Here is a 13804-nt window from a genome sequence, read left to right on the forward strand (position 1 = left end):
GGCGCGCCTTTAACTGAAGCTGAATTGCTCAAGATGTCCGAAAAGGACTACATGAGTGCTGCCCAGTTAGATTTTTTCCGTCAAAAATTACTTACGCTCAAAGATGACATTCTGAAGAATGCTTCTGAGACAACAGAACACCTGCGTGAAAATATTTTGGTTCCAGATCCTGCTGATCGTGCCACGATTGAGGAAGAGCATGCCTTGGAATTACGCACGCGTGATCGTGAGCGTAAGTTGCTCAAAAAAGTAGAGCAAGCATTGGCGCGCATTGAATCAGGTGACTATGGTTGGTGTGAGGAAACAGGTGAGCCAATCGGCTTAAACCGTTTAATCGCAAGGCCTACAGCCAATTTATCTCTTGAAGCTCAAGAGCGTCGTGAACTCCGTCAAAAATTATTTGGCGAATAAATTTAAGTAGCAATGACTAAGCATTTACCAACTATTAGCGATATCTCTCCTTTGTTGAAGGCGGAGATTCTGGCTGAGGCTTTGCCTTACATCCGTTCGTATCACGGCAAAACGATCGTGATTAAGTACGGTGGAAACGCTATGGTTGAAGAGCGCCTCAAAGAAAGTTTTGCGCGCGATGTTATTTTGCTCAAACTCGTTGGCATGAACCCTGTAGTAGTTCATGGCGGTGGACCACAAATTGATGAAGCCCTTAAGAAAATCGGTAAGACCGGCACCTTCATTCAAGGTATGCGCGTGACCGATGAAGAAACCATGGAAGTGGTGGAGTGGGTTTTGGGTGGTGAAGTGCAGCAAGATATCGTGATGTTGATTAACCACTTTGGAGGACAGGCCGTAGGCTTGACTGGTAAAGACGGCGGACTCATCCGCGCCAAGAAAATGTTGGTTGCTGATGAAAAGAACGCTGGCGGAACAATTGATTTGGGGTTTGTTGGAGAGATTGAAGCCATTAATCCTGCGGTTGTAAAAGCTTTGCAAGACGATGCTTTTATCCCGGTAATTTCTCCAATTGGATTTAGCGAAGAAGGTCAGGCTTACAACATCAATGCAGACTTAGTTGCTGGCAAGATGGCTGAAATTTTGCACGCAGAGAAGTTGGTCATGATGACGAACATTCCAGGTGTAATGGACAAGAACGGCACCCTTTTAACTGACCTCACTGCTCGTGAAATCGATGGTTTGTTTGCTGACGGCACGATTTCTGGCGGTATGTTGCCAAAGATTTCTTCTGCATTAGATGCGGCAAAGAGCGGCGTTAATTCAGTGCACATTATTGATGGTCGTATTGAGCATTCTTTATTGTTAGAAATTCTGACCGAGCAAGCGTTCGGAACGATGATCCGTTCTAGGTAAGTAAATAAGCATGCGTGAATCTTTAGAGCCGGATGATATTAACGACAGCAGTGCTGATGTTGGTAAGACGCGCAAGCGCCCCAAGCCGGGCGAGCGCCGTCTGCAGATCCTGCAGGTTCTCGCAGAAATGTTACAAAACCCGAAGGGTGAGCGCGTTACCACGGCTGCTTTAGCGGCCAAAATTCAAGTTTCAGAAGCGGCCTTGTATCGCCATTTTGCAAGTAAAGCACAGATGTTCGAAGGCCTCATATCGTTTATTGAACAAACGGTCTTTGGTTTGATCAATCAGATCAACCAAAAAGAAGAGTCCGGCCTTGCTCAAGCGCGCGGTATTTTGCAAATGCTGTTGTTCTTTGCAGAAAAGAATCCAGGTATGACTCGTGTTTTATTGGGCGATGCTTTGTTGCAGGAAGATGATCGTCTGCAAGAGCGCATTACTCAAGTGTTGGATCGCGTTGAAGCATCTCTCAAGCAGGCTTTGCGCATTGCCCAAACTCAAGGCGGCAATTGGGCTCAGCTTGGTCAAGAAGAGGTTAGCATCCGCGCTGCCATGTTGATGAGTTTTGTTTTGGGTCGTTGGCATCGCTTTGCCCGTAGCGGGTTTAAGAAGTTGCCCACCGAAGCATCTGATGTTAGTTTGCGCCTTCTCCTCTCAGAATGAGCGAGCTAAACCTCTCTAGAAATACTATTCATTTTGCTGAGCCCCTGCCTTTGCAGAGTGGCGCCGTCTTGTCTGGCTACGATTTAGTCATTGAAACTTATGGCAAGCTCAATGCAGACAAAAGTAATGCTGTTCTAGTTTGCCATGCGCTCAATGCGTCACATCATGTAGCTGGCCCAAGTCCAGAAGATCCGGCGGATATCGGCTGGTGGGACAACATGATTGGTCCAGGCAAGCCTGTTGATACCAATCACTTCTTCGTCATCGGTATAAATAATTTAGGCTCATGCTTTGGTTCAACAGGGCCTATGAGTATTAATCCTGCAACTGGCAAACCTTATGGGGCTGATTTTCCAGTAGTCACTGTTGAAGATTGGGTGAACACTCAGGCGCGCTTGGCTGACAAGTTGGGTATTCGAAAATTTGCCGCCGTGATGGGCGGTAGTTTGGGTGGCATGCAGGCGATGGCTTGGGCTATTCAGTTCCCCAAGCGAATAGAGCATTGCGTTGTAGTTGCATCCACTCCAAAACTGAGTGCGCAGAATATTGCATTTAATGAAGTAGCGCGCAATGCGATTTTGTCTGACCCCGATTTTCATGGCGGTAACTATTATGAGCATGGAGTAGTGCCTAAGCGCGGGTTGCGTTTAGCGCGCATGGTTGGTCACATCACCTATTTGTCTGATGATGACATGGCCGAAAAATTTGGGCGCGAATTGCAGCGGCCTAATGGCGAATCTAATGACTACCGCTTCAGCTTCGATGTTGAATTTGAGGTTGAGAGCTATCTACGCCATCAAGGCGATAAGTTTTCAACCTACTTTGATGCTAACACTTACCTGCTAATTACCCGGGCGCTCGATTATTTTGACCCTGCTCGTCGTTACGATGGCAGTCTTAATCGCGCCCTAGCTGAAGTAAAAGCAAAGTTTTTGGTGGTGAGCTTTTCAACTGACTGGCGCTTCCCGCCTAATCGTAGTCGCGAAATTGTGGAATCTTTGCTGAGCAATAAGAGTGAAGTGACTTATGCGGAGATTGATGCGCCTCATGGGCATGATGCCTTTTTATTGGATGATGCTCGATATCACAATCTTGTGCGAGCCTACTTCAAGCAAATGCGTGAGGCTCAAATATGAGCAAGCTAAATAAACGCGCTGACTTTGCTGCTATTGCTAATTGGATAGCTCCGAATACTCAAGTTTTAGACCTTGGTTGCGGTGATGGTAGTTTCTTAGAGTTTTTGCAGAAACAAAAGCCTGTTCATTCTTATGGTGTTGAGATTGATGATTCACGTGTGTTGTCATGTGTACAAAAAGGGTTGAATGTCATCCAGCAGGACTTAGAAGGCGGCTTAGCTCTTTTTGAAGACAATAGTTTTGATACGGTAGTTTTGTCGCAAACTTTGCAAACCATTCATCAAACTGAAAAGATTTTGCGTGAAGTTGTGCGCGTGGGAAAAGAATCGGTAATTTCGTTTCCAAACTTTGGTCATTGGTCGCACCGCCTTTCTGTGGGGCTCGGCCGTATGCCGATCTCTAAGAGCTTGCCTTACCAGTGGTACAACACGCCAAACGTCCGCGTACTGACTGTTGCTGACTTTGAGAAGCTAGCATCTAGTCTTGGCTTGAAGATTCTTGATCAATGCATTTTGCATGAAGGTCGCCAAGTCACTTTGATGCCCAACCTTTTTGGTAGTCTGGCCTTGTTCCGCATTCGTCGCGCCTAGGATAAAAATACAAAGGTGTTAACTGCAGTCCAATCTTGGATAAAAGATTTTCGGGTTTATCTCGAATGGCCCTGCTTGCGCATGCTATTCCTAGGTTTTTCCGCGGGCCTACCTTTACTGCTCATTTTGGGAACACTTAGTTTTTGGTTGCGTGAAGCCGGCATTGATCGAAGCACCATCGGCTACTTAACATGGGTTGGCTTGATCTATGCCTTTAAGTGGATGTGGGCACCATTAGTAGATCGCGTACAAATTCCCTTGCTAACGAGATTGTTTGGGCGTCGCCGCAGTTGGCTGCTCTTTGCACAAGCGTTCATCATTCTGGGTTTGGTTGGCATGTCGACCTTAGATCCGAAGCTCGCCCTTAATTCGATTGTGTGGTGCGCCTTGTTGGTGGCCTTTGGTTCCGCTACTCAAGACATTGCTTTAGATGCATTTCGGATTGAATCTGCCAATAGTGACCACCAAGCGGCTTTAGCTGCCACATATCAAACTGGATATAGGCTCGCCTTAATTTGGGCTGGTGCAGGTGTTCTTTGGCTTGCTGCTCGTGCTGAAACGGGTAGCGGATACGATGTGAGTGCATGGCAATTTGCCTATCTCTGCATGGCCGCCTCTATTGGCGTTGGCGTGATTACGACCTTGCTAAGCAAAGAGCCAATCAAGTATGAGTTAGCAAAAGTGCGTACCGCCAAAGCATGGCTATATCAAACACTTGTAGAGCCTTTTGCAGAATTCATCACCCGCTATCGTTGGCATGCAGTATTGATTTTGTCTTTGATTGCTGTTTATCGCATTAGTGATGTAGTAATGGGCATCATGGCTAACCCGTTTTATGTGGATATGGGCTACACCAAAGATGAGGTGGCAGCGGTCAGTAAAGTATTTGGCGTCGTCATGACTTTAGTGGGCGCATTTCTTGGTGGTGTGCTCACCTTGCGTTTTGGTGTTCTGAGAATTTTATTTGTAGGCGCTGTTCTCTCTGCAGTCAGCAACCTATTGTTTGCTTGGTTAGCAACACAAGGCCATGACTTGCATGGCTTGATTTGGGTAATTTCTGCAGATAACCTCAGTTCAGGTATTGCAAGTGCAGCCTTTATTGCCTTCTTATCCTCGCTAACTAACATTCGCTACTCGGCCACTCAATACGCCTTGTTTAGTTCGATGATGCTTTTGCTGCCGAAATGGTTGGCGGGTTTCTCGGGAGTATTTGTCGATAACTTTGGCTACCAGGCATTCTTCTTTGGTACCGCCATTATTGGTGCTCCGGTGCTGCTCTTAATTTGGGTCACGATTCATTTCAAGATCGTGCAGATCAAAAAAGAAGGGGAGTAACTTCTCCCGCAGATTTTTACTGCAATTAACTACCGCTTAAATCTTCCAGTCGTAATCCACAGTGAGTGGTGCGTGGTCTGAAAATTTTTCATCTTTATATACGGCAGTTTTCTTGGCGGTTTGCGCAATACCCGGTGTGCTGATGTGATAGTCAATACGCCACCCCACGTTTTTTGCATAAGCTTGTCCGCGATTGCTCCACCATGTGTAACAAGTCTCTGTCGCCTCAGGCTCGAGCTGGCGATAGACATCGACGTAACCCACTTTGCTAAATAGATTGGTTAGCCATGCACGCTCTTCAGGTAAGAACCCAGAATTTTTGAGATTACCTTTCCAGTTCTTCAGGTCAATTTCTTGATGAGCAATATTGACGTCTCCACAAAGCACAATCTCTCGACCTGATTTTTTGAGGGCTACGAGATGCGGGAGGAAGCTATCAAGATAGCGGTATTTAGCCTCTTGTCGCTCAGGCGAGCTGGAGCCTGAAGGCATATAGACTGAAATAACAGAAAGCCCTTTAAAGCGTGCCTCTACATAACGGCCCTCGGCATCAAATTCTTCATTGCCATAGCCATATAGGACCTCGTCGGGCTTGTGAGGAGTATAAATTCCGCAACCGCTGTAGCCCTTTTTCTCGGCATGGTGGAAATAGGCATGCATGCCGTCAGGATTGACAATGGCGTCTTCTAAATCATCGCGCTGGGCTTTAAGTTCCTGCATGCAAATGAAGTCAGCTTTCTGCTTTACGGCCCATGGCAGAAAGCCCTTTTTGACTGCGGAACGGATACCGTTGAGGTTCGCGGAAATGATGCGTAACATGTAGGCCTATGAGCTCAAATAATTCAAATCAAGATAACTTTATACGTTTTGCCTTAGAGGCAAAGGTTTTGTCCTTCGGGGAGTTTAAAACTAAAGCTGGCAGACTCTCGCCTTATTTCTTTAATGCCGGAGAATTCAATGACGGCGCTCGTTTGAGTGCGCTTGGTCGCTACTATTCCAAAGCGCTGCAAGAGTCGAAGCTGCAATTTGACATGCTATATGGACCAGCATACAAGGGAATCACGCTAGCAGCTGCTACAGCAATCGCTTTGGCTGATGATGGCATCAACGTTCCTTACGCCTATAACCGCAAAGAAGCTAAAGATCATGGCGAAGGCGGAGTCTTAGTGGGCGCTCCTGTTAAGGGGCGAGTGGTGATTATTGATGACGTGATTTCTGCTGGGACCTCTGTGAGAGAGTCGGTAGACTTGATTCGTAAAGCGGGCGCAGAACCTGCTGCAGTATTAATTGCTTTGGATCGTATGGAGCGTTCAGGCAATGCCGTTGATATTGGTGATAAATCTGCTGTGCAGGCATTAGAGCAAGAGTTTGGCTTGCCGGTGATTTCGATTGCGAATCTGGCTGGCTTGATGTCATTCTTGACTGCATCAAGCGATACCCAACTAACCAATTATTTACCTGCAGTAAAAGCGTATCGCGAGAAGTACGGCATCTAAGAGCGCTCGCTCTTAGATTTCTGTTTCACCTTCAAATACCGTGACTGCTGGACCAGTCATGATGACTGACTGAGTTACGCCATCAACGGTTCCAGCCCAACCAATTTGTAAGTCGCCGCCGCGTGTATGCACTTTTACCGGCGAATCTAACAAGCCTCTGCGAATGCCAGAAACAACCGCTGCACATGCGCCGGTGCCGCAGGCCAAGGTTTCACCTGCACCACGCTCATACACACGCAATTTAATTTCATTGCGATTGATAACTTGTAGGTAGCCTGCATTTACTTTTTTAGGGAACGCTGCAAACCCTTCAATCTCAGGACCTTCTTCAAGCACGGGCGCGCTATCAACATCGCCAACTACTTGCACTGCATGTGGATTGCCCATAGATAAAACACCAACTAAGCTATCGTGCGTGGCGGGGTGGTTCAAAGGAAGTGCATATAGCGTTTCTTGAAACTCTTGCACGCTAGCCAAACCAGTTGCATTAAATGGAATCTGGTTATGTTCAAAAATAGGCGCACCCATATCCACCTCTACTTGACCATCAGGATGAGATTTGAGGGTGAGAACAGTGTGTGCTACTTCAACTCGCAAGGGATTCCTATCGGAAAGACCTTGATCTAATACAAAGCGTACAAAGCAACGAGAGCCATTGCCGCATTGCTCCACTTCGCCACCATCAGCATTAAAAATACGATACCGAAAATCAGCATCTGGGCGCGTCGCTTTTTCAACCAGCAGAATTTGATCTGCGCCAATACCGAATTGACGGTGTGCCAACACTTGCCACTGTTCGCGCGTAATGGAGCTAAGGTCTTGATTGATGCCATTGAGCACAATGAAATCATTGCCAGCACCATGCATTTTGGTGAAGCGTAACTTGCGCACTGGATTGTTTGTATTGATGCTCAAAATATTTCCATTTAATCGTAAAGACTCGGCTCGCCAGCTGGCCGATGTTTAAAGCGTTTATGTACCCAATAGTACTCCGCTGGTCTTTCACGAACAAGCTCTTCAATATATTGATTGAGGCGCGTAGTATCTTGTTCCACATCATCGCTTGGAAAGTTGGGTAAGGGCGCGCTGATGTGGCAGGTGTAGCCTTTCCGATCTTTATTTAACGTCGTCGTCATAAGGCACACTTCAGCCCCGCTGAGCCTTGCTAGGCGGGATACAGAGGTAATGGTATTGGTTTGGATGCCAAAGAAAGGAACAAAGACAGAATCCCGCGGACCCAAATCAATATCCGGAGCAATAAAAATAAAGTTGCCTGTTTGAATTTCGCGAATGAGATCTCGTAAGCGGCTCTGTCTTTCAATGGACTTGCCACCAAAACGATTGCGCCACTCAATCATTTTTTGATTGAAGAAAGGATTTTTCATATTTTGATAAAGGCCAGCGCCTCGTGGCCAGTCATGTTGATTGGCCAAAACAGAAAGTGCCATGAATCCACCTTCAAGGCCAACAAAGTGTGGATTAATGAGAAGGCGTGGTTTGCGATCTCCTAATGTGATCTCTGATTCAATGGTGACGATATCGGTAATTTGTTTGCCGCTACCAAGCCAGATGCGACTTCTCTCTAGTACGCTGCGACCAAATAATTTCCAGTGCTCAATTGCGAGCTTGTTTATTTTTTCTTCGCTAAGATTCGGAAAGCACAAACGCAAATTCGTTTTAACTACCTTGCTACGTGCATTGGGAATATGGGCTGCAAGCCAACCTAGGCCATAGCCTACATGGACTGTAATCGTATAGGGTAAAAAAGCAAAGAGGCGCAGAAGACTGAGCACCAAGAAATTGAAAAGGTTTTGTAACCAGGTCATTCCAGAAATGATAACGAATTTATTTAATTACTTGGAGGCAATTCTGCACCAGCAGGATGCTTGTAGCGGTTGTAGGACCATATGAATTGTTCTGGTGCGACTAGCACTGAATTTTCAATAGCAATGTTTAGTTCTGCAGCGGCAGTGTTGGCATCTTCAGATAACGGCGTAAGGCGAGTTGCCTGCATTAACCAGCCCTGACCGAGACCTTTGCGCTTTGCAGTAAACATTACTACTGGCGTGTTGTTACGGTTAGCAAGGCGAGCCGGTAATGGTGTTGTGTAAGCTGGGCGTCCAAAGAATGGAACCCACACACCTTCACCACCGCTAGGCACTTGATCTGGAAGAATGCCGATAGCCTCACCACGCGTGAGGGCTCGTGTCATTTGGCGTACGCCATTGAGATTGGTAGGAACAAAATGCATATTGGGATAAGCGCGACCTTCTTCCACCACTTCATTAAGCCATTCTTGGCGTGATGGGCGATACAAAATGGTTGCGGGGAAATGTTGCGCTAAGACACGGGGAATAATTTCAAAGCCACCTAAGTGAGGTGTAAGCATGACCAGGCCATGCCCTTCCCCAATCGCCGCCTCAACGACATCCCAGTTTTGCACTTCAACTAGCTTCAGTGCTTTTTTTGGGTTGCGCCAGATCCACAGGCTGTCTGAAAAAAGCATTCCAGAGGCTCTGATGGCCTCCCAAAGCTTCAATGGCAATTTTCGAGCTTGGACAACAGCCTCATATTGAGGGCGAAAGAGTGAGCGGTATTGCTTGGACCCAACATAAGCGAGCATCCCTAAAAAAGCCCCAATTGCCTGGACTAAGGCAAGAGGAAGCGCGGCAATCGCATTCAGACAGAGCTTAAGCAGGAGTTTTCTCACACCCCAATGATATTCAATGCCGCTCGCAGTGTGTGGATTTCGGCTAGCCTTGCTCAATTAACCTCTTTTCGGATAGAATCCACACATCGCTGAGTTAAGACAACTTGCAGGGCGATTCATAAATTCTGCTAAAGCGTCGCCGTTGTGGTTCCTGGCACGTCGAGTTGTCCCAATGATCGTGTTAATTACTAAAGGAATTGCAATGGCAAATGATTACTTCTTTACCTCAGAATCTGTTTCTGAAGGTCACCCCGATAAAGTAGCAGACCAAATTTCTGATTCGATTCTTGATGCCATCTTGGCTCAAGACCCAACTGCACGTGTTGCAGCAGAAACATTGTGCAACACTGGCTTAGTAGTTTTGGCTGGTGAAATCACTACTAACGCAAACGTTGATTACATTCAAGTTGCTCGCAATACTTTGCGTGAAATTGGTTACGACAATACTGATTACGGCATCGACTACAAGGGTTGTGCAGTATTAGTTGCTTACGACAAGCAAAGTCCTGATATCGCTCAGGGCGTTGATAAGGCTCATGATGATGGCTTGGATCAAGGCGCTGGTGACCAAGGCTTGATGTTTGGCTACGCTTGTGATGAGACTGCAGAGCTCATGCCTTTGCCAATTCATTTGTCACATCGTTTGGTTGAGCGTCAATCCCAATTGCGCCGTGATGGCCGTTTGAATTGGTTACGTCCTGATGCAAAGTCACAAGTGACATTGCGTTATGTAGACGGCAAACCTGACTCTATCGATACAGTTGTGTTATCTACTCAGCATGATGAAGATATTTCTCTCGAGAAATTGCGCGAAGCAGTGATCGAAGAAATCATCAAACCAGTCTTGCCTAAGCATTTGATCAAAGGCGCTATCAGCTTCTTGGTGAACCCAACTGGCCGTTTCGTTATCGGCGGTCCACAAGGCGATTGCGGTTTAACTGGGCGCAAAATTATTGTGGATACCTACGGCGGTGCAGCTCCTCACGGTGGCGGTGCATTCTCTGGTAAAGACCCATCTAAGGTTGACCGTTCTGCCGCATACGCTGGCCGTTATGTTGCAAAGAACGTGGTTGCTGCAGGTTTAGCAAGTAAGTGCTTGATTCAGATTTCTTATGCGATTGGTGTTGCTAAGCCAACTTCAGTAATGGTGAGCACATTCGGCACAGGCAAGATTTCCGATGAGAAGATTGCTGAATTAGTTTCAGAGCATTTTGACTTGCGTCCAAAAGGCATTGTGAAGATGCTCAACCTCTTGCGCCCAATTTACAAGAAGACAGCTGCATACGGCCACTTTGGTCGTGAGGAGCCAGAATTTGCTTGGGAGCAAACAGACAAGGCAGCTGCATTACGTGCCGCAGCAGGTCTATAAGTAGGAAATACGCAGTTTGTAGGTATATTGAGGCGAAATATGCCGTAATTGTTTACAATTACGGCATACCTTCAAGGAGCGTTGCAAGGAATGCTGAGACCCAGCACTTCCCCAGGCTTGAAGGGAGTGAATTCCTAATCGGAATTTGCTAATTGCAACCGCGCTCGCTAACCCATGATTCAATGGCTAGCGAGTTTCTACTCCAGCATTGGATCTATTTAGCTGGAGCATTAATGAATACCGTTTCTGATTTAAATAACTTTGTAGCAACTCGTTGCGCAATTGCTGATATCACTTTGGCTGACTTTGGCCGTAAAGAAATTGCGATTGCTGAAACTGAGATGCCTGGCTTGATTGCTATTCGTGATGAGTTTGCCGCTCAACAACCATTACGCGGTGCACGCATCACTGGTTCATTGCATATGACCATTCAAACTGCGGTGTTGATCGAGACGCTTGAGGCACTTGGTGCTGAAGTGCAATGGGCATCTTGCAATATTTTCTCTACACAAGATCACGCTGCTGCTGCAATTGCTGCAAATGGCACTCCTGTATTTGCGATCAAGGGTGAAACCCTCGAGCAGTACTGGGACTTTACCCATCGTATTTTTGAATGGGCTGATGGCGGTTACACCAATATGATTTTGGATGACGGTGGAGATGCTACTTTGTTGTTGCATCTTGGTGCTCGCGCTGAGAAAGATCAAGCCTGCTTGAGCCACCCAACAAGCGAAGAAGAAACCATTTTGTTCGCAGCCATTAAGAAGAAATTGGCACAAGATCCTACTTGGTACTCAACACGCTTGGAAAAAGTAAAGGGTGTTACAGAAGAAACTACTACAGGTGTACATCGCTTGTATCAAATGTTTGCCAAGGGTGATTTGAAGTTCCCGGCAATCAACGTAAATGACTCTGTTACTAAGAGTAAGTTCGACAACCTCTACGGTTGTCGCGAGTCTTTGGTTGATGCAATCAAACGCGCTACTGACGTGATGGTTGCCGGTAAGGTTGCGGTAGTTTGTGGCTACGGCGATGTGGGTAAGGGCTCTGCACAAGCGTTGCGTGCTTTATCTGCTCAAGTGTGGGTAACTGAAGTTGATCCAATTTGTGCATTGCAAGCTGCGATGGAAGGTTACCGTGTTGTAACTATGGACTACGCTGCTGACAAAGCAGATATTTTTGTTTCTGCAACCGGTAACTACCATGTGATTACACATGACCATATGGTAAAGATGAAAGATCAGGCGATCGTTTGTAACATCGGTCACTTTGATAATGAAATCGATGTAGCTGGTATTGAAAAATATAAGTGGGAAGAAATTAAGCCACAAGTAGATCACGTGATTTTCCCAGCAGCGAATGGCATGCCAGAAAAGCGCTTGATTATTTTGGCTAAGGGCCGTTTGGTGAACTTGGGTTGTGGTACAGGCCACCCTTCTTACGTAATGAGCTCTTCATTTGCAAATCAAGTGATTGCTCAGATCGAGTTATGGAATGCGGTTGGCACCAATAAATACCCAGTCGGTGTTTACACGCTGCCCAAGCATTTAGATGAGAAAGTGGCTCGTTTGCAGTTGAAGAAACTCAATGCGCAGCTAACGGTATTGTCTGATCAGCAGGCCGCTTACATTGGCGTAACCAAGGAAGGCCCATACAAGGCCGACCACTATCGCTATTAATCCCACCCTGTTCAATAAATACCTAGGCCCAAAATCATGGAATTAAGCGTCGAATTCTTTCCTCCAAAAACACCTGAAGGTGAGAGTAAGTTGCATCTTGTGCGCGAGCGTTTTTCTGAAACGCTTAAGCCCACGTTTTATTCCGTGACCTTTGGTGCCGGTGGCTCTACACAGTCTGGCACTTTAAAAGTGGTGAGTGACATTCATGCTGCTGGTGCAGCAGTTGCTCCTCACTTATCTTGTGTTGGTAGCTCACGTGAAAGCGTGCGCGAGATGCTCAAGCAATATCAAGCCTTGGGCGTTAAACGCATTGTGGCCTTGCGTGGCGATTTACCTTCAGGCATGGGTCAGTATGGTGAGTTTCATCATGCTAATGAATTGGTGGAATTTATTCGCGCAGAAACAGGCGATTGGTTTCATATTGATGTTGCTGCATATCCAGAGACGCATCCACAGGCAAAGTCACCGGCTAGCGATGTGGATTTCTTTGTGCAAAAAATGAAGGCGGGCGCGAACTCTGCGGTCACCCAGTACTTTTATAACAGTGACGCCTACTTCCGTTTTGTAGATGAGGCATATGATCAGGGTGTAACTCAGCCTATCATTGCAGGCATTATGCCGATTACTAATAGCAGCCAGTTATTACGATTCTCGGATGCATGCGGCGCAGAAATTCCACGCTGGATTCGTTTGCGTCTTCAATCATATGGTGATGACATTGCCTCTATTCGTGCATTTGGCGAAGAGGTAGTGACTGACTTGTGTGACCAGCTATTGACTGCTGGCGCACCTGGAATTCATTTCTATTCGCTAAATCAGGCTGATGCTGTTTTGGCTATTGCTGAAAACCTAGATTTAACAAAATAAGTTAAGGCCAGTGCTAACGAAGTAAGCCAGACTCCGTCAGGAGCATATCTAAGGGCTCGTCATGCGTTTGAGCAACCCATTGAGAATCATCTAATTTTTGCCAACCAAACCCAATCCCCATGCAAATGAGGTTTGGGTTATTTTTTCGTAGCTGTGCCAGAGTGCGATCGAAGTAACCACCCCCGTAACCCAGGCGCCAGTAATGTGTTTTGCCATCTACCAAAGCGCTAGACCAACCAACACAGGGAATGAGGATGCAATCTGGCGTCATTTGCGGGCGCGCAGGATTTTCTGGATTGGGCTCTGGTACGCCATGCTTGCTCAGAAGCAATTGATCTCCCTGGCGCCATTCATAAAAATCTAGGTGTTTATCGTGGCGCGCAAATGGCAGTGAAAGAGCCCTATTGGGAGCATTTTTGACCCAAGCAAGCAAGGTAGAGCGCAAATCAATCTCATCCTGTATGGGCCAATATAGGGCGATACACCGCCAGGAATCGCTTTGTTCTGATAGAAGTTGATTTAAGTGATCGATTAGGCGCGCTTGAATTTGAGCGTAATCGTGCTCGGCAGCAAACATAGTCCGTTGCTTCAATAAATTTTGACGAAGAGTTTTTGCTGAATTACCGTGCATACCT

Annotated in this window: 15 protein-coding genes and 1 riboswitch; of the genes, 10 read left to right on the forward strand and 5 right to left on the reverse strand. The window is 46.5% G+C overall.

The genetic code is table 11. From position 1 onward, the window contains the following. Positions 1-33 precede the first annotated feature (33 nt). From dksA to ICE93_RS02445, 6 genes are read left to right on the forward strand one after another with little or no spacing between them, the layout of a single operon-like run. Positions 34-411 (forward strand): RNA polymerase-binding protein DksA, encoded by a 378-nt coding sequence (gene dksA / locus ICE93_RS02420; RefSeq protein WP_172457147.1) that lies wholly within the window; start codon positions 34-36, stop codon positions 409-411. A 12-nt stretch (positions 412-423) separates the two neighbouring features. Next, entirely contained in the window at positions 424-1326 is a 903-nt protein-coding gene (argB, locus tag ICE93_RS02425; protein WP_216185208.1) for an acetylglutamate kinase, read from the forward strand. A gap of 10 nt (positions 1327-1336) precedes the next feature. Further along, positions 1337-1987, forward strand: coding sequence for a nucleoid occlusion factor SlmA (slmA, locus tag ICE93_RS02430; protein ID WP_216185211.1), 651 nt, complete (start codon positions 1337-1339; stop codon positions 1985-1987). Then, positions 1984-3123, forward strand: coding sequence for a homoserine O-acetyltransferase (locus ICE93_RS02435; protein ID WP_216185213.1), 1140 nt, complete (start codon positions 1984-1986; stop codon positions 3121-3123). Before slmA ends, ICE93_RS02435 begins: the two co-directional genes overlap by 4 nt. Then, positions 3120-3713 carry a methionine biosynthesis protein MetW gene (gene metW, locus ICE93_RS02440; protein ID WP_216185216.1) on the forward strand — a complete coding sequence of 198 codons (594 nt, stop codon included), beginning with the start codon at positions 3120-3122 and terminating at the stop codon, positions 3711-3713. Before ICE93_RS02435 ends, metW begins: the two co-directional genes overlap by 4 nt. Positions 3714-3728: 15 nt before the next feature. Beyond that, positions 3729-5048 carry an MFS transporter gene (locus ICE93_RS02445; RefSeq protein ID WP_370624582.1) on the forward strand — a complete coding sequence of 440 codons (1320 nt, stop codon included), beginning with the start codon at positions 3729-3731 and terminating at the stop codon, positions 5046-5048. A gap of 36 nt (positions 5049-5084) precedes the next feature. Here ICE93_RS02445 and ICE93_RS02450 read toward each other — a convergent pair whose 3' ends face one another. Continuing rightward, positions 5085-5867, reverse strand: a complete 783-nt coding sequence (locus ICE93_RS02450) for an exodeoxyribonuclease III (protein ID WP_216185219.1) — start codon at positions 5865-5867, stop codon at positions 5085-5087. A gap of 8 nt (positions 5868-5875) precedes the next feature. On the opposite strand from ICE93_RS02450, the gene pyrE reads away from it, so the two are divergent. Then, positions 5876-6544, forward strand: a complete 669-nt coding sequence (gene pyrE / locus ICE93_RS02455) for an orotate phosphoribosyltransferase (protein WP_216185222.1) — start codon at positions 5876-5878, stop codon at positions 6542-6544. Between the two features lie 12 nt (positions 6545-6556). On the opposite strand, the gene dapF is transcribed toward pyrE, so the two are convergent. Genes dapF through ICE93_RS02470 form a run of 3 tightly spaced genes read right to left on the reverse strand, consistent with a single transcriptional unit; the run spans position 6557 to position 9311 of the window. Continuing rightward, positions 6557-7411: a diaminopimelate epimerase gene (gene dapF / locus ICE93_RS02460; RefSeq protein WP_216188229.1), complete on the reverse strand. Its 855-nt coding sequence runs from the start codon at positions 7409-7411 to the stop codon at positions 6557-6559. 59 nt (positions 7412-7470) lie between these two features. Further along, positions 7471-8370, reverse strand: coding sequence for a lipid A biosynthesis acyltransferase (locus ICE93_RS02465; RefSeq protein ID WP_216185225.1), 900 nt, complete (start codon positions 8368-8370; stop codon positions 7471-7473). A gap of 23 nt (positions 8371-8393) precedes the next feature. Next, positions 8394-9311: a lysophospholipid acyltransferase family protein gene (locus tag ICE93_RS02470; RefSeq protein WP_255554455.1), complete on the reverse strand. Its 918-nt coding sequence runs from the start codon at positions 9309-9311 to the stop codon at positions 8394-8396. A gap of 145 nt (positions 9312-9456) precedes the next feature. Between ICE93_RS02470 and metK the strand changes: the two genes are divergently transcribed. From metK to metF, 3 genes are all read left to right on the forward strand, one after another. Further along, complete coding sequence (gene metK, locus ICE93_RS02475; protein ID WP_216185227.1) at positions 9457-10623, forward strand: methionine adenosyltransferase; 1167 nt, start codon at positions 9457-9459, stop codon at positions 10621-10623. A 67-nt stretch (positions 10624-10690) separates the two neighbouring features. Further along, positions 10691-10796: riboswitch (S-adenosyl-L-homocysteine riboswitch) on the forward strand. Positions 10797-10856: 60 nt separating this feature from the next. After that, positions 10857-12302, forward strand: a complete 1446-nt coding sequence (gene ahcY, locus ICE93_RS02480; protein WP_216188231.1) for an adenosylhomocysteinase — start codon at positions 10857-10859, stop codon at positions 12300-12302. Between the two features lie 36 nt (positions 12303-12338). Continuing rightward, positions 12339-13169, forward strand: a complete 831-nt coding sequence (gene metF, locus ICE93_RS02485) for a methylenetetrahydrofolate reductase [NAD(P)H] (RefSeq protein ID WP_216185230.1) — start codon at positions 12339-12341, stop codon at positions 13167-13169. 13 nt (positions 13170-13182) lie between these two features. Here metF and ICE93_RS02490 read toward each other — a convergent pair whose 3' ends face one another. Then, entirely contained in the window at positions 13183-13800 is a 618-nt protein-coding gene (locus ICE93_RS02490; RefSeq protein ID WP_255554456.1) for a 5-formyltetrahydrofolate cyclo-ligase, read from the reverse strand. Between the last annotated feature and the right edge of the window lie 4 nt (positions 13801-13804).

Origin of the sequence: Polynucleobacter sp. MWH-HuK1 (genome assembly GCF_018881815.1) — a bacterium.
Taxonomy (GTDB): domain Bacteria; phylum Pseudomonadota; class Gammaproteobacteria; order Burkholderiales; family Burkholderiaceae; genus Polynucleobacter.

What these genes read in the sequence shown, in the direction of transcription:
- dksA (WP_172457147.1), top strand. Translation starts at nt 34, where the DNA reads ATGTCCGAAAAGGACTACATGAGTGCTGCCCAGTTAGATTTTTTCCGT.
- argB (WP_216185208.1), top strand. Translation starts at nt 424, where the DNA reads ATGACTAAGCATTTACCAACTATTAGCGATATCTCTCCTTTGTTGAAG.
- slmA (WP_216185211.1), top strand. Translation starts at nt 1,337, where the DNA reads ATGCGTGAATCTTTAGAGCCGGATGATATTAACGACAGCAGTGCTGAT.
- ICE93_RS02435 (WP_216185213.1), top strand. Translation starts at nt 1,984, where the DNA reads ATGAGCGAGCTAAACCTCTCTAGAAATACTATTCATTTTGCTGAGCCC.
- metW (WP_216185216.1), top strand. Translation starts at nt 3,120, where the DNA reads ATGAGCAAGCTAAATAAACGCGCTGACTTTGCTGCTATTGCTAATTGG.
- ICE93_RS02450 (WP_216185219.1), bottom strand. Translation starts at nt 5,867, where the DNA reads ATGTTACGCATCATTTCCGCGAACCTCAACGGTATCCGTTCCGCAGTC.
- pyrE (WP_216185222.1), top strand. Translation starts at nt 5,876, where the DNA reads ATGAGCTCAAATAATTCAAATCAAGATAACTTTATACGTTTTGCCTTA.
- dapF (WP_216188229.1), bottom strand. Translation starts at nt 7,411, where the DNA reads ATGCATGGTGCTGGCAATGATTTCATTGTGCTCAATGGCATCAATCAA.
- ICE93_RS02465 (WP_216185225.1), bottom strand. Translation starts at nt 8,370, where the DNA reads ATGACCTGGTTACAAAACCTTTTCAATTTCTTGGTGCTCAGTCTTCTG.
- metK (WP_216185227.1), top strand. Translation starts at nt 9,457, where the DNA reads ATGGCAAATGATTACTTCTTTACCTCAGAATCTGTTTCTGAAGGTCAC.
- ahcY (WP_216188231.1), top strand. Translation starts at nt 10,857, where the DNA reads ATGAATACCGTTTCTGATTTAAATAACTTTGTAGCAACTCGTTGCGCA.
- metF (WP_216185230.1), top strand. Translation starts at nt 12,339, where the DNA reads ATGGAATTAAGCGTCGAATTCTTTCCTCCAAAAACACCTGAAGGTGAG.
- ICE93_RS02490 (WP_255554456.1), bottom strand. Translation starts at nt 13,800, where the DNA reads ATGCACGGTAATTCAGCAAAAACTCTTCGTCAAAATTTATTGAAGCAA.